This is a genomic window from Paraburkholderia sp. EG286B, from assembly GCF_040965655.1.
Classification (GTDB): Bacteria; Pseudomonadota; Gammaproteobacteria; order Burkholderiales; family Burkholderiaceae; genus Paraburkholderia.
This window is the reverse complement of the sequence record NZ_JBFRCF010000032.1, coordinates 43,519-66,715: the sequence shown is the minus strand read 5'-3', so window position 1 is coordinate 66,715 and position 23,197 is coordinate 43,519. Positions and strand designations below refer to the sequence as shown.

At 64.1% G+C, this 23,197-nt stretch carries 19 protein-coding genes; 10 read left to right on the top strand and 9 right to left on the bottom strand.

The annotated features are described in order from the left end of the window. Positions 1–289: 289 nt before the first annotated feature. Together fdxA and AB4Y42_RS38670 are read right to left on the bottom strand one after the other, a co-directional pair. Entirely contained in the window at positions 290–628 is a 339-nt protein-coding gene (fdxA, locus tag AB4Y42_RS38675) for a ferredoxin FdxA (RefSeq protein ID WP_368697211.1), read from the bottom strand. A gap of 31 nt (positions 629–659) precedes the next feature. Beyond that, a complete protein-coding gene (locus AB4Y42_RS38670; RefSeq protein ID WP_368692400.1) occupies positions 660–2,066 on the bottom strand; it encodes a KamA family radical SAM protein in 1,407 nt (468 codons plus the stop codon). A gap of 281 nt (positions 2,067–2,347) precedes the next feature. Here AB4Y42_RS38670 and AB4Y42_RS38665 point away from each other — a divergent pair, with 281 nt between their 5' ends. After that, positions 2,348–3,232 (top strand): LysR family transcriptional regulator, encoded by an 885-nt coding sequence (locus AB4Y42_RS38665; RefSeq protein ID WP_368692401.1) that lies wholly within the window; start codon positions 2,348–2,350, stop codon positions 3,230–3,232. Positions 3,233–3,265: 33 nt separating this feature from the next. Here the strand turns inward: AB4Y42_RS38665 and AB4Y42_RS38660 are convergent, their stop codons facing one another. The 4 genes from AB4Y42_RS38660 to AB4Y42_RS38645 all read right to left on the bottom strand — a co-directional run bounded on the left by AB4Y42_RS38660 (position 3,266) and on the right by AB4Y42_RS38645 (position 8,027). After that, entirely contained in the window at positions 3,266–4,693 is a 1,428-nt protein-coding gene (locus tag AB4Y42_RS38660; RefSeq protein ID WP_368697210.1) for a cytosine permease, read from the bottom strand. A 128-nt stretch (positions 4,694–4,821) separates the two neighbouring features. Continuing rightward, on the bottom strand, positions 4,822–6,438 hold the full coding sequence (locus AB4Y42_RS38655; RefSeq protein WP_368692410.1) for a phospholipase D family protein: 1,617 nt from the start codon (positions 6,436–6,438) through the stop codon (positions 4,822–4,824). Positions 6,439–6,604: 166 nt separating this feature from the next. Next, entirely contained in the window at positions 6,605–6,910 is a 306-nt protein-coding gene (locus tag AB4Y42_RS38650) for a hypothetical protein (protein WP_368692411.1), read from the bottom strand. 253 nt (positions 6,911–7,163) lie between these two features. Then, positions 7,164–8,027 (bottom strand): LysR substrate-binding domain-containing protein, encoded by an 864-nt coding sequence (locus AB4Y42_RS38645; RefSeq protein ID WP_368697209.1) that lies wholly within the window; start codon positions 8,025–8,027, stop codon positions 7,164–7,166. A gap of 154 nt (positions 8,028–8,181) precedes the next feature. Between AB4Y42_RS38645 and AB4Y42_RS38640 the strand changes: the two genes are divergently transcribed. The 3 genes from AB4Y42_RS38640 (at position 8,182) to AB4Y42_RS38630 (ending at position 11,707) form a co-directional block, all read left to right on the top strand. Beyond that, positions 8,182–9,819 (top strand): gamma-glutamyltransferase family protein, encoded by a 1,638-nt coding sequence (locus AB4Y42_RS38640; RefSeq protein WP_368697208.1) that lies wholly within the window; start codon positions 8,182–8,184, stop codon positions 9,817–9,819. 100 nt (positions 9,820–9,919) lie between these two features. Further along, entirely contained in the window at positions 9,920–11,248 is a 1,329-nt protein-coding gene (locus tag AB4Y42_RS38635) for an MFS transporter (RefSeq protein ID WP_368697207.1), read from the top strand. A 210-nt stretch (positions 11,249–11,458) separates the two neighbouring features. Beyond that, the gene (locus tag AB4Y42_RS38630; RefSeq protein ID WP_368697206.1) at positions 11,459–11,707 is read left to right on the top strand and encodes a hypothetical protein; all 249 of its coding nucleotides are present in this window, start codon (positions 11,459–11,461) and stop codon (positions 11,705–11,707) included. Between the two features lie 45 nt (positions 11,708–11,752). On the opposite strand, the gene AB4Y42_RS38625 is transcribed toward AB4Y42_RS38630, so the two are convergent. Next, positions 11,753–12,712: a D-2-hydroxyacid dehydrogenase gene (locus AB4Y42_RS38625; protein ID WP_368697205.1), complete on the bottom strand. Its 960-nt coding sequence runs from the start codon at positions 12,710–12,712 to the stop codon at positions 11,753–11,755. Positions 12,713–13,107: 395 nt separating this feature from the next. On the opposite strand from AB4Y42_RS38625, the gene AB4Y42_RS38620 reads away from it, so the two are divergent. The 4 genes from AB4Y42_RS38620 to AB4Y42_RS38605 all read left to right on the top strand — a co-directional run bounded on the left by AB4Y42_RS38620 (position 13,108) and on the right by AB4Y42_RS38605 (position 16,787). After that, positions 13,108–14,298 (top strand): CaiB/BaiF CoA transferase family protein, encoded by a 1,191-nt coding sequence (locus AB4Y42_RS38620; protein WP_368697204.1) that lies wholly within the window; start codon positions 13,108–13,110, stop codon positions 14,296–14,298. Positions 14,299–14,313: 15 nt separating this feature from the next. Continuing rightward, complete coding sequence (locus AB4Y42_RS38615; protein ID WP_368697203.1) at positions 14,314–15,291, top strand: hydroxymethylglutaryl-CoA lyase; 978 nt, start codon at positions 14,314–14,316, stop codon at positions 15,289–15,291. Between the two features lie 13 nt (positions 15,292–15,304). After that, positions 15,305–15,697: a VOC family protein gene (locus AB4Y42_RS38610; RefSeq protein ID WP_368697202.1), complete on the top strand. Its 393-nt coding sequence runs from the start codon at positions 15,305–15,307 to the stop codon at positions 15,695–15,697. A 184-nt stretch (positions 15,698–15,881) separates the two neighbouring features. Further along, on the top strand, positions 15,882–16,787 hold the full coding sequence (locus tag AB4Y42_RS38605; RefSeq protein ID WP_368697201.1) for a LysR family transcriptional regulator: 906 nt from the start codon (positions 15,882–15,884) through the stop codon (positions 16,785–16,787). A 69-nt stretch (positions 16,788–16,856) separates the two neighbouring features. Here AB4Y42_RS38605 and AB4Y42_RS38600 read toward each other — a convergent pair whose 3' ends face one another. Beyond that, positions 16,857–18,302, bottom strand: coding sequence for an MFS transporter (locus AB4Y42_RS38600; RefSeq protein ID WP_368697200.1), 1,446 nt, complete (start codon positions 18,300–18,302; stop codon positions 16,857–16,859). A gap of 239 nt (positions 18,303–18,541) precedes the next feature. After that, positions 18,542–19,393 (bottom strand): hypothetical protein, encoded by an 852-nt coding sequence (locus tag AB4Y42_RS38595; protein ID WP_368692422.1) that lies wholly within the window; start codon positions 19,391–19,393, stop codon positions 18,542–18,544. Positions 19,394–19,913: 520 nt separating this feature from the next. Between AB4Y42_RS38595 and AB4Y42_RS38590 the strand changes: the two genes are divergently transcribed. Next, positions 19,914–21,482 (top strand): multicopper oxidase domain-containing protein, encoded by a 1,569-nt coding sequence (locus AB4Y42_RS38590; protein WP_368697199.1) that lies wholly within the window; start codon positions 19,914–19,916, stop codon positions 21,480–21,482. 180 nt (positions 21,483–21,662) lie between these two features. Beyond that, positions 21,663–23,183 (top strand): multicopper oxidase domain-containing protein, encoded by a 1,521-nt coding sequence (locus AB4Y42_RS38585; RefSeq protein ID WP_368692456.1) that lies wholly within the window; start codon positions 21,663–21,665, stop codon positions 23,181–23,183. Positions 23,184–23,197: the final 14 nt, after the last annotated feature.

Here is a 23,197-nt window from a genome sequence, read left to right as displayed (position 1 = left end):
GTGGCTTCTTTACGCCGCCCATGAGGTGGCTCGATTACGCCGCCCCTGAACTGGCTTCATTGCGCCGCCCCTCAGGTGGCCCGATTACGCCGCCCCCAGATTGGCTCTATAACGCCGCCCGCTGACACCATGTACGAGGATGGAACCTACGAGCGAATATATGGCAAGTGGTTTTCGCCAGGGAAGTGAGAGCCGGCGTACTGCTAACGGGAACTGCGGTCATAGGCTCCTGACCATCGAACGGAAGAGTTGGCGACCGTGCAGGAATCGGTCGCCATCTTCAGCCCCGCTAACTCATGACGCGTTCCCTCGCGAGATGCTGCAACTTGGGGCGAACATCCCTCCAGTCCTCCGCATCCGGCAGCGCGGGTTGCCTGGCGGTGATCGCAGGCCACTGCTTGGCCAATGCGATATTGAGGTCGACAAACTGGCGCTGGCTGTCGTCGATCTCGTCGGCCGATACGATGGCATCAATCGGGCACTCCGGCGCGCAAACGCCACAATCAATGCACTCTTCAGGGTCGATCACGAGAAAGTTCGGACCCTCGCGGAAGCAATCGGTCGGGCATACTTCGACGCAATCGGTGTATCTGCATCGGATGCAGGCTTCCGTTACCACATAGGCCATGGGATCTCCTGGAAACGTATGTGAAAGACATTCATGCTTCGGCCGCGACGGCGCGCTGGCTCTCGTCTGAAGATCCCGGGATATAGCGTCCGGAATGCCGCGCGACCAGTTGCAGTGTCTTGCGCGGCGCATCGTGGTCGTTTTCGAAGAAGAACTTCGTTTCGCCGAAAGCGGGTACGAGATCGTCAAGCCAGGTTGCCGTGGGATCGAAGCGGGCGTAGAAGGGACGACGCACCCAGTCAGGATTGCGTGCCTGCAGGAACTGCAGGGCAAACACCTTTTCGCCACCGATCGTGACAATTCCGTCTACGACGACCTTGCCGGGGAAGGCGCTCATCGAGGGGCCGCGAACCGTGCGCGCCAGACCCGATACCGACTGATATGCGGCCTGGAAAACTTCGTAGGCTCGCGCCAGTGGCAACTGGAAATAGTGGCTGGGTCCGGTATCCCGCTCGACAAACATGTAGTAGGGAATAGCGCCCAGACGAACGCCTGTCGTCCACAACTCAGCCCAGCCTTTTGGATCTTCGTTGATGTGACGGATGAGCGGCGCCTGCATGCGCAGCGTGGCGCCCGATGAAACGATCCGTTTGACCGCGCGCTGCGCAATGGGAGTCCGCAACTCGGCCGGATGATTGTAGTGGCCCATGATCGCGAGATTCTTGCCCGACGCAACGACCTTTTCGAACAGGCGCAACAGATCGTCGGAGTCCTTGTCGGTCACGAATCGCTGAGGCCAGTAGGCGACAGATTTGGTGCCGATGCGAATGTTCTGGATATGCGAAAGCTCCGGCACAAGCAGCGGCTCGATATAGCCGGCGAGCGAACGCGTGTTCATGATGAGCGGGTCGCCGCCGGTGATCAGAACATCGGTGACCTCGGGATGCAGCTTGAGATAGGCGACGAGTTCGTTCGACTCCCTGGCGTCGAACTTGAGATCGTCCATGCCGACAAATTGCGGCCAGCGGAAACAGAAGGTGCAGTATGCATGACATGTCTGGCCTGCGCTCGGGAAGAAGAGCACCGTCTCCTTGTACTTGTGCTGCAGTCCACGCACCGGCTGCCCGTCTATGAAGGGGACGTTATGCGTCAACTGGCCGGCTGGATGCGGGTTCATGGACAAGCGGATCTGGCGCACCGATTCTTCGATAGCTGCCTCGTTCTTCTTGACCAATACCAGGTCTCTCAAGTTTGCATAGTCGGAAGGCGAAAGCATGTCCTCATGGGGAAACGTGAGCCGATAGATGGGATCGTCCGGAACATTGGTCCAGTCGATCAATTCATCCATGACGTACTGATTCGTGCGAAACGGCATGACACGGGAGACCACCTGTACAGCTTCCCGGAGCGCTTCAGGAAGCGTCTGCCATTGCGGAGCCTGGCTGATCGTCTGCCGGGTATAAGGTTTGAACTTTGCAGGAAGAGAATCGGAGGCCATGGATCGTTCCTTCAGTGGTAGGATGTATTGATACGGAATACTGAATGACATTCGAGGAATGCCGGAATCTGGTGATCCGCGCGGTCGTAATGCGTCCGCCATACGCGGGAGCGATTTTCACTTCCGGGTTGACGCGGCGATCCTGCGGGAATCCACAGGTAGCGGCGATAACCAGGGGAGCACATGGAGACATTGTTGCTACGTGGTTCGCGCCATGCAAACGATATAAACTCGCAACGTTGTGCGTTTGAGGAAGGAACGTGAGAAGAAAGATTCCGGGTATGGAAGCGCTGATCGCATTCGAGGCGGCGGCGAGGCACCTGAGCTTTACCCGTAGTGCAGACGAATTGGCGCTGACCCAAAGCGCAGTGGGGCGGCAGGTGGCGGCGCTCGAGGAGTATTTGGGCGTGCCGCTTTTCAATCGCGTCAAGAAACGGCTGAGCCTGACCGAGATTGGTGAAATCTACGCCCGGCAGGTGCGTGACAACCTTGCAAGGATGGAGCGCGACACGCTGGCCGCCATGGCGCACCGTGAGGCCGGCGGCATCCTTGAACTCGCAGTGATTCCGACATTCGCCACGCGCTGGCTGATTCCGCGTCTCCCGCTCTTCTATGCAGAGCACAAGCACGTGACGGTGAATCTGGCGACCCGGGCAGAGCCGTTCCTCTTCACCGATACCCTGTTCGACGCGGCCATTCACTTTGGCGACCCTGTCTGGCCTGGCTCGATTGCCAGGTACCTTTTCGGGGAGGAGATGACGCCTGTATGCAGTCCGCAGCTGCTAAAGGGAAGGGTGTCGCTGGAACCCCGTGAAGTGTCGGAGTTCACGCTGCTGCATCAGTCGGCGCGGCCGGACGCGTGGCGGCATTGGTTCGCACAGGCCGGCATTCACGACGCCGATTGCATGCAAGGCCAGCGTTACGAACTGTTTTCGATGCTGGTGGAAGCGGCGCGCGCAGGGCTGGGAATCGCGCTCGTGCCGCGCTTCTTTGTTTCGCACGAGCTAGCCATTGGCGAATTGCTCCTGCCTTGCAAGCTCTCGCTAACCAGCGACAAGGGATACTACCTGGTTTATCCCGAGCAAAAGCAGCATTCGCCTCAACTGCAGGGATTCGAGGCATGGCTTCTCGCCGAGGCGAGCAGATACGTCCAACTCGGTTCGTAAGCCGGGCTTCGGCGGCGCGCTGCGCCGCACGGGTCAATCCTGCTCGACCGGCAGGATCAGACGTTCCGGAATGACCGGCGGCGTGAGGCGCATGGCGGCGTAGTAGAGCACGCCAGGCACGATCAGGCCGAGAATCCACGAGATGTCCGTGCCGCCGAGTGCGTCGACGAAGGGGCCGGTATAGAAGCTCGTCGAGATGAACGGCATCTGCACCAGCACGCCGAGCACGTAGATGCCGATCGCCTTGGCGTTCCAGCGGCCGTAGCGGCCATCGGGGTTCGAGAGCGCCGGCACGTCGTAGCGCGAGCGCGTGAAGCAGTAGAAGTCCACCAGGTTGATCGCGCTCCACGGCGTGAAGAACGCGAGCAGAAACAGGATGAACGCCGTGAATTCCTTGAGAAACGAGTGGCGGCCCGCGAGCGCGACGAGCGTCGAGACGCCCACCATGCCGATGATGTAGACGAAACGGTGGCGCGTGGAGATCGCGCGCTTCGCGCGAAACGCGCTCACGATCGTCGCCATCGACATGAAGCTGCCGTAGGCGTTGAGCGTGGTGACGGTGAGCTTGCCGAAGGCGATGCTGAAGTAGAGCATCGCGGCGACCGCGCCGCTCGCGCCGAGGCTCACGATATACGCCACCTCATGGTGTGCGAACGCATGGCCCGCGAGCGCGGCCGCAAACACGCCGAACACCATCGCCGCCTGCGCGCCGATCACCGAGCCGAGGCCGACGGCGAGGAACGTGCGCACGGGCGAAGTCGAGTGCGGCAGATAGCGCGAATAGTCGGCGACGTAGGGGCCGAATGCGATCTGCCACGAAGCCGAAAGCGACATGGAAAGCAGGAAGCTCGCGATCGAAAAATGGCGATTGGCCAGCAGCGCGCCGATATCGTGGTGCGCAAACAGCTGCGCGAACATGAACACGAACGCGAGCACGCCGATCACGCTGGCAATGCGCCCGACGAAGTGAATCGAGCGATAGCCGAGCAGCGTCAGCACGACGATCAGCACGGCGAAAAGGCAGATGCCCGTCGTATCGGAAACGTCGAGCAGCTGCGCCGTGGCCTGGCCGGCGAGCACCGTGCCGCTCGCGGAAAAGCCGACGTACATGATGCAGACGAGCACGATCGGAATGGCCGCGCCGTAGACGCCGAATTGCACGCGGCTGGAGATCATCTGGGGCAGGCCGAGCTGCGGGCCTTGCGCGCCGTGCAGCGCCATGACCGTGCCGCCTATGAGTTGCCCCGTCAACAGCGCGAAGAGCGACCAGAAGACGTCGCCGCCAAGCACGACGGCGAGCGCGCCGGTAATGATCGCGGTGACCTGCAGATTCGCTGAAAGCCAGAGCGTGAACTGGCTGAACAGGCTGCCGTGGCGCTCCGCCTCGGGGATGTAATCGATCGAGCGCGTTTCCAGGATCTTGCGGCCATCGGTTTCGAGGTTGGCGACGGATTCAGGCATGGCCACGGACGGCTCCGAACATTGGGGGGAAATACGGGGCGCCCGCGAGCTGCGGACGATGGGAATGTCCGCATGATGTTGTATAGACAACTTCGGAGAAATTGGGGATAACCCTGTCGATGCGTGGCTTACAAAAGCCACTCAATAGGCAGGATGGAGAAGAACCAGACGCTCAGCCGCTGGTTCCATGTGGTGTTGGGCTCGGTGTCGTAGCGGATGACCGTGTCGTCGGAAAGGCGCGTCCAGTAGAGCTTGCCGTTCTCGTCGAGGTGCGCCTGCCAGGCGAGCTGCGGCACGCGCGTCCAGAACGCTTTTTCGATCTGGATGGCGAGCACGGGGCTGTCGATCACGAGCCCGAGTTCGGTGTTGAGGTTGGCCGAGCGCGGATCGAAATTCACCGAGCCGACGAAGACGCGCTCCGCATCCACGGCGAAGGTCTTGGCGTGCAGGCTCGAGCCCGTGCTGCCGAACGGTCCGCTGCCTGCGCCTTTGCCCGCGGCTTTGTCCGAGCCCTTGCTCGCGCCCGCCGCGCGCCGCAGCTCGAACAGCTCCACGCCGCCTTCGAGCAGCGCCACGCGGCGCCGCGCGTAGCCGGAATGGACGGCGGACACATCGGTGGCTTCGAGCGAGTTCGTCAGCACGCGCACGGTCACGCCCTGGGCGGCGAGCTGGGTGAAGTATTGCGTGCCCACCTCGCCCGGCACGAAGTAAGGCGAGACCAGATCGAGTTCGCGGTGCGGATCGCCGACGATCTCGTGGAGCTGACTGAGGATGAGCGACTCCTTGGGCGCCGTGCCCAGCGCTTTCGCGGGGTCGTCGCTGACCAGTTGCGTCTTCGCCCATTCGAGCGGCAGCGTGCCGTCCAGCAGGCGGCGCACGTCGGTGGTCTTGCGCAGCGCTTCGATGTATTCCGCCGCGGACGGGTCGGTGCGCGCGGCAAGCGCCGCGCGATCGAGCGTGGCGAGTGCGTCGGGCGCCGTGTACGGCAGGATTTGCGACGCGGGGAATGACGACGCGCTGGCCCAGTAGCGGTCGAAGTCGTTTGCGACATCGGTGGCGGCGGGGCCGATCGCGAGCACGTCGAGGTCGGCGAACACGACGCCGTCAGTTGCGCCGAAATATTCGTCGCCGATATTGCGGCCGCCAAGAATGGTCGCCACGCCGTCAGCCGTGAGCGACTTGTTGTGCATGCGCCGGTTCAGCCGCGAGAAGTCGGTGAGAAAGCCGACGGCCTTGGGTTGGCGCGTGACGAACGGATTGAAGAGCCGAACCTCGATGTTGGGATGCCCGTTGAGCGCCGCGAGCGTGGGGTCGAGCGAGGACGGAATGCCATTGTCGTCGAGCAGCAGGCGCACGCGCACGCCGCGGTCGGCAGCCTCGCGCAGTTCTTCGAGCAACAGCGTGCCGGTGAGATCGTTGCGCCAGATGTAGTACTGGACGTCCAGCGTACGCTGGGCGTTGCGCACGAGCGCCACGCGCGAGGCGAAGGCGTCGAGCGGATTCGCGAGCGGGTCGATGCCGGTGAAGTCGGGATGGGTGGCGAGTTCGGCCGCTACGGCTTTGCCGAGTTGAGTCGATCGCGCTTCGGCTGACGTGAGTGCCGTGGTTTGCGTGCGCTCGCCGAGCGGGGGTAACTGCTGACACGCGGCAAGACCTGTGGCGAGCGCGATTGCGCATAGCGGCAACGCCTTGGCGCACAGTTTTTGCAACCCGTCTGCAGCCAGCGCGATGAGCGATCTTTGCATGGAGCGTTCGCTTTTCCGTGTCGATCCCGCTTCGAGGCGCGAAGCGGGGGGCTTCGCGAGTGGGCGTGCAACGACGTCAGCTTACGCGATTGGCGTGGCGGGCACCATGCCGGGCGTACAAGCCCAGCGCCCTGGGCCCAGGAGCGAACGCGTGGGTGGCGCGAGCTTAGTGCGCGTCGAGCGCGGCTTGCGCGCGGGCGCGGGAGTCTTGCGCCGACTGGTTGCGCTCGGCCCTGGCGTCACGCGCTTCCTGGTTGAAGGTCTGGCGCGCCTCCGCTGTGCGGGCGCGCTGTTGCCGGTTGGCCTCGCGAACTTCCATGCGCTTTTGAACGATCGGGTCGTTATGCGTCACCGTGGTGGCGGGCTGGCCTTGCTGGCTTGCCGGCGCGGGGGTCTGTGCAAACACCTGGCCCGCAAACAGGGCGCTGGCCACGATGGCGACGACGGCAACGGTGCGAGTTCTGACTTTCATGAGTTTCTCTCCGGCAAATAACTTTGGGTTGCTAATTAATTCTCGGGCTCGGGTAAGAGCGGGAGCGGGGCCTGTCGAGCGATCAGAGGCGGGTGGCCTCGTCTGCTCTTGTTTTCTGAGTTTTCATTTTACTTTCGAGTTCAGGCAGGTCAACCCGCGAGAGGCTCTAGCGACATGGCCGTGCGGCCGCGAAGCGCCTATTCACAGGCTATTGAGGAATTTGCATGACAGATGGTCGCAGTTTCGCGTTCTGTCACCGACGCAGCATGTCTGCAATCGTTTGTGTGAGCAGCGTCTGCTTGTGTGCTTTCCGATGAATCATCCCCACCGTGCGGATGAATGACCGCCCGGGGAGCGGCACGAGCCGCAGATGCGGATCGCTCTGCCATTTGCCGCCTTGCAGAACGGGCAACACGCTCACGCCCACATCGTTGCGCACCAGCGAGACGATCGTTTCGATCGAGTTCAGCTCCAGATATTCGAGCGGTTCGATGCCTAGCTCGCGCAACGCGTGGTCGATCACGACGCCCGTCGGCACGCGCCGGTCGAAGCGCAGAAAGCCCCGCTCGCGCAGGATGCGGCGCGCGTCGTCGCCGGGCGTCGCGCGGCTCGTCACGAGCATGAGCGGCTCTTCGTAGAGCGGCGACCACGCGAGCGACTCGTGTAGCGAACCGTCTGCACTGCTAACCACGACGGCGAGGTCCACATCGCCGTCTTCCACCATGCGCGCCAGTTCGTTCGAGCGCGCCGAGGTGAGGCGTACTTCGAGTTCCGGATGGCCCGTTTTCAGATGCGCGACGGCCAGCGAAAGCGCGCCGATCACCGACACCACCGCGCCGATGATGATCGAGCCGCGCATCGTGTCGCCCGCGCTGGCGGGCAGCTCGTCGATCAGCGCAAGAATGTGCTCGACCTTCGCGCAGATCTCGCGGCCTTCGCGCGTGAGCGCGACCTGGCGCGCGCGGCGGTCGAAGATCTGCCGCCCGAGCGCTTCTTCGAGCCCGCGCATCTGCAGGCTCACGGCCGCCTGGGTGAGCGCCGTTTTTTCCGCCGCCGTGGCGAACGACCCGCTGCGCGCGACGGCCTGCAAGGTGCGCAGCATGCGTAGAGTTAGCATGTAAATAAAACTTAAGTTTCGAGAATAAAATATTAATATTTTTTTGACTGATCCTTCAAGATAATCGATAGATCGACATGAGCCGTGCGCGCCGCAACTGAGTGCGGCCGTGCGCGTGCCGCTGCTTTCGTTCATTACCGGAATCCGGACTTCCATGACGCGCTTCAACTGGCAAAACCCCTATCCGACGCCGCGCCTGCCGGTGTTCGCCCGCAATATCGTTTCGACATCGCATCCGCTTGCCGCGCAGGCCGGGCTGCGCATGCTCTGGAAAGGCGGCAATGCCGTCGACGCCGCCATCGCCGCCGCCGCCGCCATCGCCGTGGTCGAGCCCGTATCGAACGGGCTTGGCAGCGACTGCTTCGCGCTCGTCTGGGACGGCGCGAAGCTGCACGGCCTGAACGCGTCGGGCAATGCGCCGGCCGCGTGGAGCGTCGATTATTTCCGCCGCAAATACGGCGAGGAAAACGGCCTCGCGAAGCAGCCCAAACGCGGCTGGGACACGGTGACCGTGCCCGGCGTGATCGCAGGCTGGGAAGCGCTGCATGCGAAGTTCGGCAAGCTGCCGTTCGCGGACCTGATGGAGCCGGCCATCGAGATCGCGGAGCGCGGCCATGCGGTGGCGACCATCGTCACGCGCAAGTGGCAGGCCGCGATTCCCGAATTGCACAATCAGCCGGGCTTTGCCGACACCTTCATGCCGCGCGGCCGCGCGCCCGAAGTGAGCGAGCGCGTGTGCTTCCCCGGCCATGCCGCCACCCTGCGGCGTCTGGCGGAACGCGGTCCGCGCGACTACTACGAAGGCGAACTCGCCGGGCGCATCGCCGCGTTTGCGCGCGAAGGCGGCGCGGCGCTCACGCTGGACGACCTGCGCAACTATCGCCCGGAATGGGTCGAGCCGATCGGCAAGAATTATCGCGGCTACACGGTGCACGAGATTCCGCCGAACGGGCAGGGCATCGCCGCGCTGATCGCGCTCGGCATTCTCGAACAGTTCGACATGGGCTCGCTCGCGCTCGACAGCCTCGAATCGCAGCATCTGCAGATCGAGGCCATGAAGCTCGCGTTCGCCGACGTCTATCGCTACGTTGCCGATCCGCGTTCGATGGAAGTCACGCCCGAGCAGATGCTCGACGACGCCTACCTGAAAGAGCGCGCGAAGCTGATCGACCCGAAGCGCGCCACGCAGTTCGACTTCGGCATGCCGCGCTCGGGCGGCACGATCTATCTCTCCGCCGTGGACGAGCGCGGCATGATGGTGAGCTTCATCCAGTCGAACTACATGGGCTTCGGTTCGGGCGTAGTCGTGCCGGGCACGGGTATCGCGCTGCAGAACCGCGGCTGCGGTTTTTCGATGGACCCGGCGTCACCCAACGTCGTGGCAGGCGGCAAGCGCCCGTTCCACACCATCATTCCGGCGTTCCTCACGCAGCAGGTGGACGGCCGCCAGGAGGCGGTGATGAGCTTCGGCGTGATGGGCGGCGACATGCAGCCGCAAGGGCATCTGCAGTCGGTCGTGCGCATGCTCGACTACGGCCAGCAGCCGCAGGCCGCGTGCGATGCGCCGCGCTGGAAGGTCAACCGCGACTTCACGCTCGATATCGAGTCGACCTTCAATCCGCAGACGGCGCGTGCGCTGCAAGGACTTGGCCACGAGATCAAGGGCATCGACGATCCATACATGGACTTCGGCTCGGGCCAGTTCATCTGGAAGCTCGATCGCAACGATCCCGAGCGCGGTTATGTGGCCGCGAGCGATACGCGCCGCGACGGGCTCGCCGCGGGCTTCTAGGCGGCAAACCGGCAAGCAGTATTGGACGCGAGCGGGAAAACCCCCGCTCGCGGTTCACGACGAACAATGAGTAGACCAAATAAAAACGGAGGAGACTGACATGGAGACCGGTTCATCGGTAACGGGCGCGCCGCTCAGCCGCGGCATGGTGCGCCGCATCGTGTTCTCCTCGTCGATCGGCAATGCGCTGGAGTGGTTCGACTTTCTCGTCTACGGCTACTTCGCGCCGATCATCGCGAAGCAGTTCTTTCCCGTGCACGACGAATGGCTTTCCACGCTGCTGGCGGTCGGCACCTTCGGCATCTCTTTTCTCATGCGTCCGCTCGGCGCAATCGTGCTGGGCGTCTACGGTGACCGCAAGGGGCGCAAGGCCGCGCTCACGCTCGCCATTGCGCTCATGATGGCGGGCACGCTCGCCATGGCGGTCATGCCGCCGTATGCGTCGATCGGCATCGCCGCGCCGCTCCTGATCCTGCTCGCGCGCCTCGTGCAGGGCTTCGCGGTGGGCGGCGAATTCGGCAGCGCGACGGCGTTCATGGTGGAGCACAGCCCCGCGAAGCGCGGCTACTACGCGAGCTGGCAGTTCGCGAGCCAGGGCGCGGCCGCGATTCTCGCGGCGTCGTTCGGCGGCGTGCTCGCATGGTGGCTGCCGCCCGAGCAGCTGCAGGCGTGGGGCTGGCGCGTGCCGTTCTTCTTCGGGCTCGTGCTCGGGCCCGTGGGCTGGTACATCCGCTCGCATCTGGACGAGACGCCCGAATTCGTCGCGAACCAGCAAGCGCGCAGCGAAGCGGATGCGCGCGCAACGAATGAGCCGGGGCTCGGGCGCCAATGGGTGAACCTGGTGCTCGCGGTGGGCATCGTTGCGCAGTCCACCGTCGGCGTGTACATCCTCCAGCTCTACATGCCGATGTACGCGGTGAAGCAGCTCCACATGGCGGCGGCAACCTCGTTCGGCGTGGTCGTGCTCAACGGCGGCCTGCAGTTCGCGCTTTCGCCGGTGATGGGCGCGCTCTCGGACCGCATCGGTCGCATCCGCATCATGCTGACCACCTCGATCCTGCTCGCGGCGCTCACGTATCCCATGTTCGCGCTGTTGCAGCGGCACCCCACGCTCGGCTGGCTGCTCGTGCTCCAGGGCGCGGCGGGCATCTTCAAGGCCGCCTATTCGGGCCCGATGCCCGCGTTGATGTCGGAGATCTTTCCCGTGCGCGTGCGCTCGGCGGGGCTTTCCATCGCGTATAGCCTTGGTGTGACGCTCTTCGGCGGCTTCGCACCGACGATTGCCGAAGTGCTGATTCACGCGACGGGCGATACGCTCGCGCCCGCGTATTACGTCTCGCTTGCCGCCGTGATCTCGGGCGTTTCGCTCGCGATCGTCGGCTGGCGGACGATGCGGCAGGCTTCGATGCGCACCACGCTCGCGAGCTGAAATTCGGAAGTCCGAACTGACCCGATTGTTCTTGCGCCCGCAGAATCGCTCCTTAAAACAGGGCGTGAATGCGGGCGCGGTGTTTTTGCACGACGTGTTCGCGACTTCGTGTGGACCTCGCTGAAGCGTCACGAAAGTGGTGATATAGTCGCCCCCTCACCGCCGTCCGGCGGGGCGAGCATTACGTTTTGTCAGGTTTCGGGAGAGTATATGGCAGTCGAATATCGTGGCTTTCGAGTCACTGTCGATGCGAAAGCAGACGCGACGGACACGCAATGGCTGTGCCGCGCGGTTATGGAAGGTGTCGACGCACAAGTGGAAACGGCCAGGCTGCCTTCCGTGGAGCTTGCCATTCCCAAGCTGAAGATCGATGTGCTGATGGCGCTCAGCGTGGTTGAGCAAACGGCGAAGCAGGCCGTCGACGAATGGTGGCACGCCAAGCAGCCGGAAATGGCCTGATGTTTCAGGCGCGGGCAACCCCGCTGCGGTTGCCGCGCCTCGCGCTCAACGCGCACTAACCCGATTGCGCGGCTTGCCTTCGCAAAACGCCGCAATGTTTTCGACGAGTTGATCCGCAAGCGCCTGCATGGCTTGATCGCTCGCCCACGCAACGTGGGGTGTGAGGATGAAAGCCGGATGCGAGACGACGGCCTGAAACGGATGATCGGCAGGCAACGGTTCCTGCGTCACGACATCGAAACCCGCGCCTGAAATCGCGCCGTTTTGCAGGGCGTCCACCAACGCCGCTTCGTTCACGAGTCCCCCACGTGCCGTGTTGATCAGCAAGGGCCGCCGCTTCATGCGCGCGAATGCCGTGGCGTCGATCAGATCCCGTGTTTCCACGGTGAGCGGACAGTGCAGCGTGATGATGTCGCTGTCTTCGAGCAGCGTTTCGAGCGGCACGTAGCCCGCTTTCGCGTCGTTGCGCGTTTTGCGCGCGGCGAACAGCACGCGCAGGCCCAGCGCGCGTCCCATTTGCGCAACGGCTTGTCCCAGTGCGCCGTCCCCGATGACGCCAAGCGTCGAACCCGCGAGATTGCGGATCGGAAAATCAAAGAAGCAGAACTGTCCCGCTTCGAGCCAGCGGCCCGCGCGCACGGCGTCGCGATACGCGGCCAGGCTGCGGCGCAGCGCGAATATCAATGCGAACGTATGCTCCGGCACGCTGTTGCCGGCGTAGTCGCGCACGTTGCTCACGACGATGCCGCGCGCCGCGCAGGCGTGCAGATCGACGTTGTCCGTGCCCGTGGCGGCGACGGCGACCATGCGCAGGCGGGGCGCGGCAGCCAGCGCTTCGGCGCCGATGCGCGCCTTGTTCGTGATGACGATGTCGGCGTTGCGAATGCGCGCGGCGACCTCCTCGGGCGCGGTGCGCTCGAAGGTTTCCAGGGTGTGGTCGAACGGCAGCGGACGAAGCCGCGTCTGGGGCGCGAGCGTCGCGCGATCGAGAAAAACGACGTGCATGATGTCTGGCCTGAGCGAAAGAGGGGCAGTACTTCCATTGTCGCGCACTGGGCGCCGGGCTGGCTTGCTCGATCCGCCAGCTGGGTTTCCGGTGAGGAAATTCGCAGCGACGCGGCGCCATAGGGGCTCGCGCAGCCTTTCCATTTGCTCAAGCCAGATTGAGCAAGCATCGATTATCAAAGGGTGCGGTCCGGTTCATCATGTCTCCCATAGTTAGTCGCAGACAGTCCGAAATAACCCCTTTCATGGGACGAGAGTAAGGAGCTTTGCATGGGATCAGAGTCAAGAGCTTTGCATGGGATCAGAATAAGCGCTAAAGCGCTACTCTGATCGACAGCTAAAGCGCTAACTCTGATCGACAGCTTTGCCCCACCTCTGGTCGACAGGAGACAGCCATGCCACGACCACTCGAAGGTATCCGCGTTCTGGAGCTCGGACAGCTCATCGCGGGTCCGTTTGCTGGGCGCATGCTCGCCGAATTCGGCGCGAGCGTCATCAAGGTAGAGCCGCCCGGCGTGGGCGATCCGTTGCGCAAGTGGCGCCTGCTGCACGACGGCACGTCGGTCTGGTGGGCTGCCCAGTCGCGCAACAAGGACTCCATCACGCTCGATCTGCGCACGCCCGAAGGGCAGGACGTGATTCGCCGTCTCGTCTCGGAAACCGATGTGCTGATCGAAAATTTCCGCCCTGGCACGCTCGAAGGCTGGGGCCTCGGCTGGGACGAACTCAGCGCGATCAATCCCGGGCTCATCATGCTGCGCGTCTCGGGCTACGGGCAGACCGGCCCGTATCGCGACCGGCCTGGTTTCGGCGTGGTCGCCGAAGCGATGGGCGGCCTGCGCCACCTGAGCGGGGAGCCCGAGCGCACGCCGGTGCGCGTGGGCATCTCGATCGGCGATTCGCTCTCCGCGCTGCATGGCGTGATCGGCATCCTGCTGGCGCTGCGGCACCGCGAGCAGCAGGGCGGACGGGGCCAGGTCGTGGACGTCGCGCTCTACGAGTCGGTCTTCAACATGATGGAAAGCCTGTTGCCCGAGTATTCGGTGTTCGGCGCCGTGCGCCAGCCGGCGGGCAGCAGCCTGCCCGGCATCGCACCGAGCAACGCCTACCGCTGCAGCGACGGCAAGTACGCGCTGATCGCAGGCAACGGCGACAGCATCTATCGCCGCCTGATGGAGCTGATCGGCCGCACGGACCTGGGCAACGATCCGGCGCTCGCGCAGAACGACGGACGCGTCGCGCAGGTCGAGCGCATCGACGCTGCGATCGGCGCATGGACCGCGCGACACACGCTCGACCAGGTGCTCGCGGCGCTCAACGAAGCGCGCATTCCGGCGGGCCGCATCTACGACGTCGCGGACATCGCGGCCGATCCGCATTACCACGCCCGCGGGATGATCGTGGACGACACCTTGCCCGACGGCACGGCGGTGCAGGTGCCGGGCGTGGTGCCCAAACTGTGCGGCACACCGGGCACGATCGAGCGCAGCGCGCCGACGCTCGGCGAGCATACCGACACGGTGCTGGAATCGATAGGCGTGGACGCCGCAACGCGCGAAGCATGGCGTGCGCGCGGCGTGATCTGAACGGAGAACGGCAAGATGACGACTGGAAATAAGGACAACTTCAAGGGCAAGGTGCTGTATCTGAACGAAGTCGCGACGCGCGACGGCTTTCAGAACGAAGCCGCCTTCATCGACACCGACGACAAGATCGCGCTGATCGACCGCCTGAGCGCCTGCGGCTACGCGAAGATCGAAGTGACCTCGTTCACGTCGCCCAAGGCGATTCCCGCATTGCGCGACGCCGAGGCGGTGATGCATGGCATCAAGCGCGTGCCGGGCGTCGTCTATACGGTGCTCGTGCCGAACGTGCGCGGCGCCGAACGCGCGCTGTCGTGCAACGTCAATGAAGTGAATCTCGTGATGTCGGTGAGCGAGACCCACAATCGCACCAATCTGCGCATGACGCGCGAGCAGTCGTTCACGCAGTTGCGCGACGTGATCGACGCGGTGCGCGGCACGGGCGTGGCGATCAATGTTTCGCTCTCCACAGCAATGGGCTGCCCGATGGAGGGCGACGTACCCGTGCAGGACGTGCTCGGCTGGATGCAGCGTTTCGCCGAACTGGGCGTGCAGGGCGTCACGCTTTGCGATACGACCGGCATGGCGCATCCCGCGCAGGTGCGGGCGTTGTGCGAAAGCGCTTCGCAGGCGTTCGGCTCGCTCGAACTCACGCTGCACTTCCACAATACGCGCGGCATGGCGCTTGCCAACACGCTTGCGGCGCTCGATGCGGGCATCGTGCGCTTCGACGCCTCGCTCGGCGGTCTGGGCGGTTGTCCGTACGCGCCGGGTGCGAGCGGCAACGTGTGCACGGAAGAACTCGTGCACATGCTCGAACTCGACGGCTACGACACCGGTGTCAATCTCGCCGCCGTGCTCGATGCCGCCGCGCTGTTGCCCGGCCTGATCGGCCACGACGTGCCCAGCCAGATTCTCAAGGCCGGCCGCCGTCTCGACCTGCATCCGGTGCCGGAACAGGCGCAAGGCATGCCCGTACAACGGGCGCTCGCATGACAAGGAGTGAGGCATGGCGTTGATCGACCACCTCGACCATCTGGTGCTGACCTGCGTGGACCCCGAGGCCACGAAGCACTTCTATACGGAAGTGTTGCAGATGCAACTGGAGACCTTCGGCGCGGGGCGGCTCGCGTTTCGCTTCGGCAACCAGAAGATCAATCTGCATGTGCGTGGCGCGGAATTCGAGCCCAAGGCGCATGTGCCGGTGCCGGGCGCGCTCGATCTGTGCTTCATCGCCGCGGTACCGCTCGATGCGGTGATCGCGCATCTCGCGCTGAAGCACTGGCCGATCGTCGAAGGTCCGGTCGAGCGCACCGGCGCGACGCAGAAGATCCGTTCTGTCTATGTGCGCGACCCGGATCTGAATCTCATCGAAATTTCCGAGCTGATCCAGGCCGGTTGATACCTCTCGCCAGTTTTCGCCGTTGAGCGGGGGGGGCGCCGGTTCGGCGGCGAGCGCCGGCCCGCGTGGCCGGCACGCGGACGTGCATCGCAGCACGTCCGCCTCTCCATCCCCCGATCCGCACTTCCTCCCAGGGCCGCGATGCAGGACAATCGTCTCTCGCGCCGGCTTTGCCCCATTCATCATGGTCAATCCACTTCACTTCGATCTGCAGTCGCTGCGGGTCTTTCTGCTCGTCGCGGAACATGGCAGCCTCACCAAGGCCGCCGAGCACGGGCAGCTCACGCTTTCGGCGGTCAGCAAGCGCATTGCCGAACTCGAAAGCGTGACCGACTGCGCCTTGTTCATCCGCCGCGCGCGCGGCGTGGATCTCACGCCCGCGGGGCATGCGCTGCTGGAGCACGCCACGCGCGTGGTCGATCAGGTCAATCGCATGGCCACGGAGATGAGCGATTACGCCGCCGGTGTGCGCGGGCACGTGCGCATGTGGGCGAATACGTCGGCGATCGTGCAGTTTTTGCCTGTCGATCTCGCCTCTTTCCTGAACGAGCATCCGGGCATCAAGGTCAGTCTCGAAGAGCGGCTGAGCCACGAAATCGTCGAAGCGCTGGGCGCAGGCAAGGCCGACCTCGGCGTGTTCGCCGACAATGTGCCCGCGCCCGGCATCGAGCGGCGGCTCTATCGCCGCGACGAACTCGTGCTGCTCGTGCCGCGCAGTCATCACTTTGCGCAACTCGAGGTGATCCGCTTCGCCGATACGCTCGATGAGGACTACGTGGGCCTGAGCGATGGCAGCTCGCTGCTCGCGCGCATGACGGACGCGGCATTTGCCATCGAGCGATCGCTGAAGCTGCGCATCCAGGCCTCGAACTTCGACGGCGTGTTCCGCATGATCGAAGCGGGACTGGGTATCGGCGTGCTGCCGCGCGACGCGGTGAGCGACGAGCGCGGCAAGGCCGGCGTCGTGAAGGTCAAGCTGGCGGACACGTGGGCGACGCGCACGCTCTGGATCGGCATGAAGGCGGATAGCGCGCCGAGCTCGGACATCGTGAGCCTGTTCGACTACATGTCGGCGCGCGCGGCGCAATGAAAATCGGGGCGGCCCCGCATGATGCGGCAGCCGCCCCGATGATCGAGGGACGCTCGAGGGATCGGGCGGTCAGACCGGATTGATCTCGTCCTGGCTGCGCCGCGTGGTGAGGGGCCCGAGCGCACGCAGGGTCACGGCGACGATGGCCAGCGCGGCGGAGATCACGCCGAACATCGCGATCGGGCCGTGCTGCGTGAGCACCGGCAACAGGATGAAGGGCAGGGCGCTGCTCATGATGCGCGAGAGCGAATAGGTGCTGCCGATCGCCGTCGAGCGCACGCTGGCGGGGAAAATTTCGGCCTGGTACACGTGGTAGGCGTTGCTGAACACATTCGACGCACAGGTCGTCAGCACGCCGAAGCAAACGATCAGCGCGGCCTGTCCCGAGTACGCGAAACCAAGACCAAAAATGCCGATGGAGATCAGCGAGGCGATCACGAGTGTGCGCCGCTCGATCCAGTTGAGCAGCGGCACGGAAAGCAGCGAGCCGATCGGGTAGCCGAGGAACGAGAGGGCGACGAACAGCGTGCTGCCCGTCACGTCGATGCCGCGGCTCTTCACGACGACGCCCGCGAGCGTGCCGAAGCCGTAGTAGCCGAAGGCCTGGAACAGGTGAAACACGACGAGCATGACATAGCGCTTGTCGTAGGGCGCGCGCCGCAGCACGGCAATGCGCTCCGAGAGGCGCAGCGGATGCTGGCGCGTTTGCGGCTCGGCGAAGCGTTTCGGCATCGGCGCGCCGGCGCTTTGCGCGAAGCGGCCCAGGGTGGCATAGGCTTCGTCGGTGCGGCCTTGCGCCAGCAGCCAGCGCGGGCTTTCCGGCAGGCGATGCTGCACGGCCAGCACGAACAGGGCGCCGAGGCTGCCGATGGCGAGAATGATGCGCCATCCCGCAATGCCGGCAGGATGGATCGGATTGAGCCAAACCGCGAGGAAGCCGACCAGCGGCACCGCGACGTACGAGGTGGTATAGGCCCACGCGGCCATCCGGCCGCGTTTCTCCTTCGGCAGGATCTCCGAAAGGAAACTATCGGCCACCGGATAGATCGCGCCGACGCCCACGCCGGTCAGAAAGCGGCACACCACCAGCATGGTGGCGTTCACGGAAAACGCGGCGAGCAGCGAGAACGCGCTGTACCACACGAGCGTGAACAGGAAGGCGCGCCGGCGGCCGATGCGGTCGGCGAGACTGCCGAGGAACAGCGAGCCGAAAAACATGCCGACGAAGGCCGAGGCCAGCAAGAGCTTGAACGCGAGGCTGTGCGCATCGAGCCCGTATTCGTTCTGCAGCGCGGAGCCGATCGAGCTGACGAGAAAGATCTCGTACATGTCGAAGAAGAGGCCGATGCCGATCACCCACACCACGAAGCGGTGCAGCGCGCCCACGGGCATGTCGTCCATGAAGCTGCTGAGCGTGACGCCCTGAGGGCTTGGCAACGGGGCTTCCGCGGTGAGCGGGCAGCGTGGCGCTTCGCCCGGCGCGCTGCCGCCCAGGTCGAGGGGATGGCTGTTCATGCTGTCTCCAGTATTGTCGATGCCGCGTCACGAGCCGCGGTCGGGGCGCAACTCCGTACGAACGGTACGGAACCGGCGTGATGGCAAGTGTGGGAGATTTTCGCGAGCGCGAAAATTGAGGAAGGGTGAAGCGTGCTTTCCCGTGGGGAAAGGCTAAGGCGGGGCGGCGCGTTCGAGCCGCGCTTTTGCGCCCGAAATGCGTCCAGCTTTGCGTTTGCGAGCGCGAGGCAGGCGCCGGGTCAGATCTGCAGCCGCTCGAGCACTTCAAGGAAGAGCAGCACGGCAATGAGGATGCCGATCCACCTGACCGTCAGTCTGAGGTTGAGGAGCGTCGGTCCCAGCGAGCTCACGGCTTCCGCGACGACCTTCGCCGCTCCCTGCGGGTCGCCGCTCGCCGCCGAGCCACGCAATGACGCCGTTGCAAAGTCGATCCGCAGGTGGGTGACATAGCCGGTCGCTATGTTCGGCCATTCGATCGTGTCGTCGCTTTCACTGGGACGGAGAAAGAGCCGGGGCTGGCGTGCCGGCTCGGCCGCGGGATCTTCGGACGTATAGAGGTGCCGCATTGCCAGACCCAGCTCTACCGCGCCAAGCTGGCCGTCGGAGATCGCCTTCGCGAGCACCTGCAGGCAGGCGGGGGGAATGTGGCACGCGAGCCACCATTGATCGGGCTCTCCGGTCTCGTCGTCGGCGGGATTGAAGCCCAGCCGGGCGGTGCCGAGCGCCACATCGGACATCGAGTTGCCCAGTTCGTCTTCGAGTGCGCGCAGGCCAAGCCGGTCGGCCGTGCTGACGTCGCGGGCTTCGAAGCTCACCTGAAGCATGCGCGTCGCCAGCTGGGGAAGGCCAATGATCGCAAGCTCCTGGCCGTCGAGATGCGCCACGCCGTGGAGCGACGTGGACAGGACCGGCTGCCGGTCCTGATCCAGCGGCTCGACGAGTTGCTGCGCCACCTGAAGCTGTTCCAGCTTCAACCACATCGACATGGTGGGGTAGTAGGTCCGCTTCGCGCTTTCCAGTTCGACGACTTCAAGAGCGTGATCTGTGCGTTCGACGAGATTCACCACCGCTCTCTTTTCCAGAAAATCCATGTCCCACTCCCGCCGCTAAGTCCGCCAAGTCCCTCGCCGGCATGAGACCAGGAGGTGAGTGCCGTCCGTCTGACTGCGTGATCGAGAAGCGTCCGCGGTATTCGCATTTTCGCGTGACGTGAATACGGGGGATTGTACCCATCGGAAAGTTCGCCGCTATATGCCACAGGGCACATAAGAACGACATTTCAATCCTCTGATGGATTCGAAGAACCACGTCGATCTGAAATGCTAATGAAAGCAATGGCGCTGCGCGAGCGGTCCGCTTCCATGCCGGAATCTCGGCATGACGGGTCGCTTGTGTGGGCCAGGACACACTCCATCGCCCGTCAGCAACGCGACCGCGCAACGCGATGGGTTTGCCCTACTGCAAGTGTAGGGAGGTGACCCATCGCAGGCTCCGCTGCCCATATCCAGAATCCACATACGGGTCAGTGTGACGATCGCATCAGCCCGCAACTGCAGTTGAGCGTGACGTTCAGCGCCTGACGCGCTGCTTGACCCCAAGGACGGAGGTCATATGTTCAGCATCCGCATGTGTCGCAATAGCGTGGCAGCCCTGCTGTGCATGATGTTTGCGATCCCCTCATTTTCCCAGTCGTTCATGGTTCAATGCCCGCCGACCACGCCCTCCCATCCGACGGCGCTGGCGGCGGGCGCCGGCGAACCGCCGTACACGGGACCGTCCTTCACGGGCCAGACCTCGGCATCGACGGGTGTCGTCAACGGCGCCATCAAGTGCCAGCAGATTTCGGGTGGCGACGGTTACGCGACGATGGCCAATGGCGTGCAGACCTATCTGTTCGCGTTCGGGCCGCTGTCCGGTCTCGCCGACATCAAGGCGGGCCTGCCCGGCACGCAGTTCGCCTCGGTGTTCAACACCGTCGGCGATCCGAGAACCGACCCGACCTACAACGGCGCGGTCGGTCTCACGCCCGATCCGGAATCGACGCCGCCCGGCCAGCTCACGGGCCATGTCGACCCGCGGCCGATCATGGACATCGGCGTGATGAACGGCAACGAGCCCGCGCCGATGATGGCGATCGACGAGGACGACGAGTTCTTCCTCACGCTCACGAACGTCGGCATGATCATGCGCCCCGACCTGTTCGAGAAGCACACGGTGCACTTCCACGGCTATCCGAATGCCTCGTCGTTCTATGACGGCGTGCCGGACGCTTCGGTCGCGATCAACATCGGCGCGAGCTTTACGTATTACTACCTCGCGCCGGATGCGGGTACCTACTTCTGGCACTGCCACATCACGCCGCCGGAGCACCTGCAGATGGGCATGGTCGGGCAGATCTTCGTGCGTCCGCGTCAGAACCGGGTCCCCGCAGGCCAGTCGCTCTACCAGTCGCTGGTGCTGCAGCAGCAGGATCTGCGCACGCGGTGCGGCACCGACATTCTGTGCACGACGCCGCTGCCGCCGCAAAACGGCGTGCTGCACGTGAACAATCTGAGCGGGACGCCCACGCTCTACGCGTACAACGACGGCGACGGCTCGACCGCCTACGACGTCGAGTACCCGGTGCAGATTCACGGCTTCGATCCGAACTTCCACTTCGTCGGCATGACGTTCAATCCGGAGCCCTTCACCGACATGAAAGACAAGTTCTTCATGCTCAATGGCCGCAGCTATCCGGACACCGTCAATCCGCATCCGCTTTCGACGCCGGCGTCGGACGGCGTGCCGCGCTTCTCGCAACCGCTGCCGTCGCTGATCAATATCCCCGTCGGCGGCAAGGTGCTGCTGCGCATCTCCGATCTCGACGTCACCGAATATCAGACGCTCGCCTCGCTCGGCATTCCGATGCACGTGGTCGCGGTCAATGCGCGGCTGCTGCGCGACATGGCCGGCAACGACATGACCTACTACACGAACTCGATCACGCTCGGCGGCGGGGAGTCGCTCGACCTGATCCTCGACGCCAGCGACACGACGAAGTATCAGTCCGGGCAGGTCTTCTACCTGTACACGCCGAATCTGGATCATCTGGCGAACGACCAGGAAAACTTCGGAGGCCTGATGACCGAGGTGCACATCTGCAGGTCGGTGGATCCGAAGACGAAGGTCTGCACGCTATGAAACGCTTCATGCACGCGATAAAGACGGTTCATGGCTGCCCAGCCATGGACCCGGCCAGGAAGTCCTGCACCTAGGAGAAGAGCCGTGGGACACATCACTTACCGCATAGGGATCGCGACCCTCGCGCGCCTCGGACGGCTTGCACGGTTCGGCGTGGCGGCGCTCGCGGCGCTCTTCTGCATGCAGGTGCATGCGGCTGCGCCTGGCATCACGGGCACGCATTTCGACCTGCGCGCCGAGGCGAGCCGCATCACCCAGCCGGACGGCAATAGCGTCTATTCGTGGGGCTACGGCTGCAACTCCGCGCCGGCCGGATTCTCGCCGCCCAACATTGCCGGTGCGAATTGCCCGACCATGCAGATTCCCGGCCCCACGCTGATCGTCAACCAGGGCGACATCGTCACGGTGACGCTCACCAACAATCTGCCGGCGGCGGCGGGCAATACGTCTATTCTCTTTCCCGGGTTCGACGTCTGCATGGGGACGATCGACCCGACGACGCGGCTCTGCTCCGGCACGCCGACGGGCGTGCAGGGCCTGCTCACGCGTGAGGCGTCCCACACCGTCACGGTCACCTACAGCTTCATCGCCGCCACACCGGGCACGCACGCTTACTACAGCGGCACGCAGGGCGATCTGCAGATCGAAATGGGCCTGTATGGCGCGGTCATCGTGCTGCCGACGTCGACGCCCGGCACGCTCGCCGTGCCGACCGGCTGCAACCCGATCCAGGGCACGCGCAAGCTGCTCGACGGCCAGCCAGACTTCCGCAATGCCGCGGCGGCCTACAACCACAGCGCGGCGTGCTACGACCGCGAGTATCTGTTTCAGTTCTCCGAAATGGATCCGCGCATTCACGCACAGGCGGAGCAGCAGGCCAGCAACGCCTGCACGAGTCCGACCGGCTGCATGACGGTCGAAACGGAGCCTTATCACCCGGCGTACTACATGGTGAACGGACGCTCGATGCCGGACGACATGGACCCGAACTACGCGGCGCAATATCCGAATCAGCCATACAACGGCAACCCGCACATGCACCCCGGCGAGCTGGTGCTGCTGCGGATCATCGGCACGGGCCGCTGGCAGCATCCGTTCCACGAGCACGGCAATCACGTGCGCGTGCTCGCGCGCGACGGCAACATGCTGCTCGCCAAGACGGACGCGACCAAGGTCGCCGGCCCGCTGCTGTTCACGACCACGACGACACCGGGCCTTGCGATGGACGGGATCTTCTACTGGACGGGCAAGGGGTTGAACTGGGACGTCTATGGGCACTATCCCGGCGACGGCAGCGTCTGCATCCCGGATGCAAACGGCTACTACACGCAGGATCCGACGGCGCCGAACTATTACGAGTGGTGCGCGGATCACAACAAGGCGCTCGAAACCCATCCGTTCGGCAAGGTGGGGAGCGGCGGCCCGGTGACGTTGCCCGACTCGCACGTGCTGACCAACGGCTTCTGGTACGGCGGCAGCCCCTATCTCGGCCCCGATGCGACCATGCGTGCAACCTCGCCCACGGGTACGACGCCGCCAAGCGGTACATCGGTGAATCCGCCGCAAACGGAAGCCGGCTTTGCATTCATGTGGCACTCGCACAATGAGCGCGAGATCACCACGAACAACATCTTTCCTGGCGGAATGATGATGATGATGCTCGTTGATCCGCAAGCGTTCCTGATCGACGAATCGAACTAGAGGCGGGGAGAACG

What these genes read in the sequence shown, in the direction of transcription:
- fdxA (WP_368697211.1), bottom strand. Translation starts at nt 628, where the DNA reads ATGGCCTATGTGGTAACGGAAGCCTGCATCCGATGCAGATACACCGAT.
- AB4Y42_RS38670 (WP_368692400.1), bottom strand. Translation starts at nt 2,066, where the DNA reads ATGGCCTCCGATTCTCTTCCTGCAAAGTTCAAACCTTATACCCGGCAG.
- AB4Y42_RS38665 (WP_368692401.1), top strand. Translation starts at nt 2,348, where the DNA reads ATGGAAGCGCTGATCGCATTCGAGGCGGCGGCGAGGCACCTGAGCTTT.
- AB4Y42_RS38660 (WP_368697210.1), bottom strand. Translation starts at nt 4,693, where the DNA reads ATGCCTGAATCCGTCGCCAACCTCGAAACCGATGGCCGCAAGATCCTG.
- AB4Y42_RS38655 (WP_368692410.1), bottom strand. Translation starts at nt 6,438, where the DNA reads ATGCAAAGATCGCTCATCGCGCTGGCTGCAGACGGGTTGCAAAAACTG.
- AB4Y42_RS38650 (WP_368692411.1), bottom strand. Translation starts at nt 6,910, where the DNA reads ATGAAAGTCAGAACTCGCACCGTTGCCGTCGTCGCCATCGTGGCCAGC.
- AB4Y42_RS38645 (WP_368697209.1), bottom strand. Translation starts at nt 8,027, where the DNA reads ATGCTAACTCTACGCATGCTGCGCACCTTGCAGGCCGTCGCGCGCAGC.
- AB4Y42_RS38640 (WP_368697208.1), top strand. Translation starts at nt 8,182, where the DNA reads ATGACGCGCTTCAACTGGCAAAACCCCTATCCGACGCCGCGCCTGCCG.
- AB4Y42_RS38635 (WP_368697207.1), top strand. Translation starts at nt 9,920, where the DNA reads ATGGAGACCGGTTCATCGGTAACGGGCGCGCCGCTCAGCCGCGGCATG.
- AB4Y42_RS38630 (WP_368697206.1), top strand. Translation starts at nt 11,459, where the DNA reads ATGGCAGTCGAATATCGTGGCTTTCGAGTCACTGTCGATGCGAAAGCA.
- AB4Y42_RS38625 (WP_368697205.1), bottom strand. Translation starts at nt 12,712, where the DNA reads ATGCACGTCGTTTTTCTCGATCGCGCGACGCTCGCGCCCCAGACGCGG.
- AB4Y42_RS38620 (WP_368697204.1), top strand. Translation starts at nt 13,108, where the DNA reads ATGCCACGACCACTCGAAGGTATCCGCGTTCTGGAGCTCGGACAGCTC.
- AB4Y42_RS38615 (WP_368697203.1), top strand. Translation starts at nt 14,314, where the DNA reads ATGACGACTGGAAATAAGGACAACTTCAAGGGCAAGGTGCTGTATCTG.
- AB4Y42_RS38610 (WP_368697202.1), top strand. Translation starts at nt 15,305, where the DNA reads ATGGCGTTGATCGACCACCTCGACCATCTGGTGCTGACCTGCGTGGAC.
- AB4Y42_RS38605 (WP_368697201.1), top strand. Translation starts at nt 15,882, where the DNA reads ATGGTCAATCCACTTCACTTCGATCTGCAGTCGCTGCGGGTCTTTCTG.
- AB4Y42_RS38600 (WP_368697200.1), bottom strand. Translation starts at nt 18,302, where the DNA reads ATGAACAGCCATCCCCTCGACCTGGGCGGCAGCGCGCCGGGCGAAGCG.
- AB4Y42_RS38595 (WP_368692422.1), bottom strand. Translation starts at nt 19,393, where the DNA reads ATGGATTTTCTGGAAAAGAGAGCGGTGGTGAATCTCGTCGAACGCACA.
- AB4Y42_RS38590 (WP_368697199.1), top strand. Translation starts at nt 19,914, where the DNA reads ATGTTCAGCATCCGCATGTGTCGCAATAGCGTGGCAGCCCTGCTGTGC.
- AB4Y42_RS38585 (WP_368692456.1), top strand. Translation starts at nt 21,663, where the DNA reads ATGCAGGTGCATGCGGCTGCGCCTGGCATCACGGGCACGCATTTCGAC.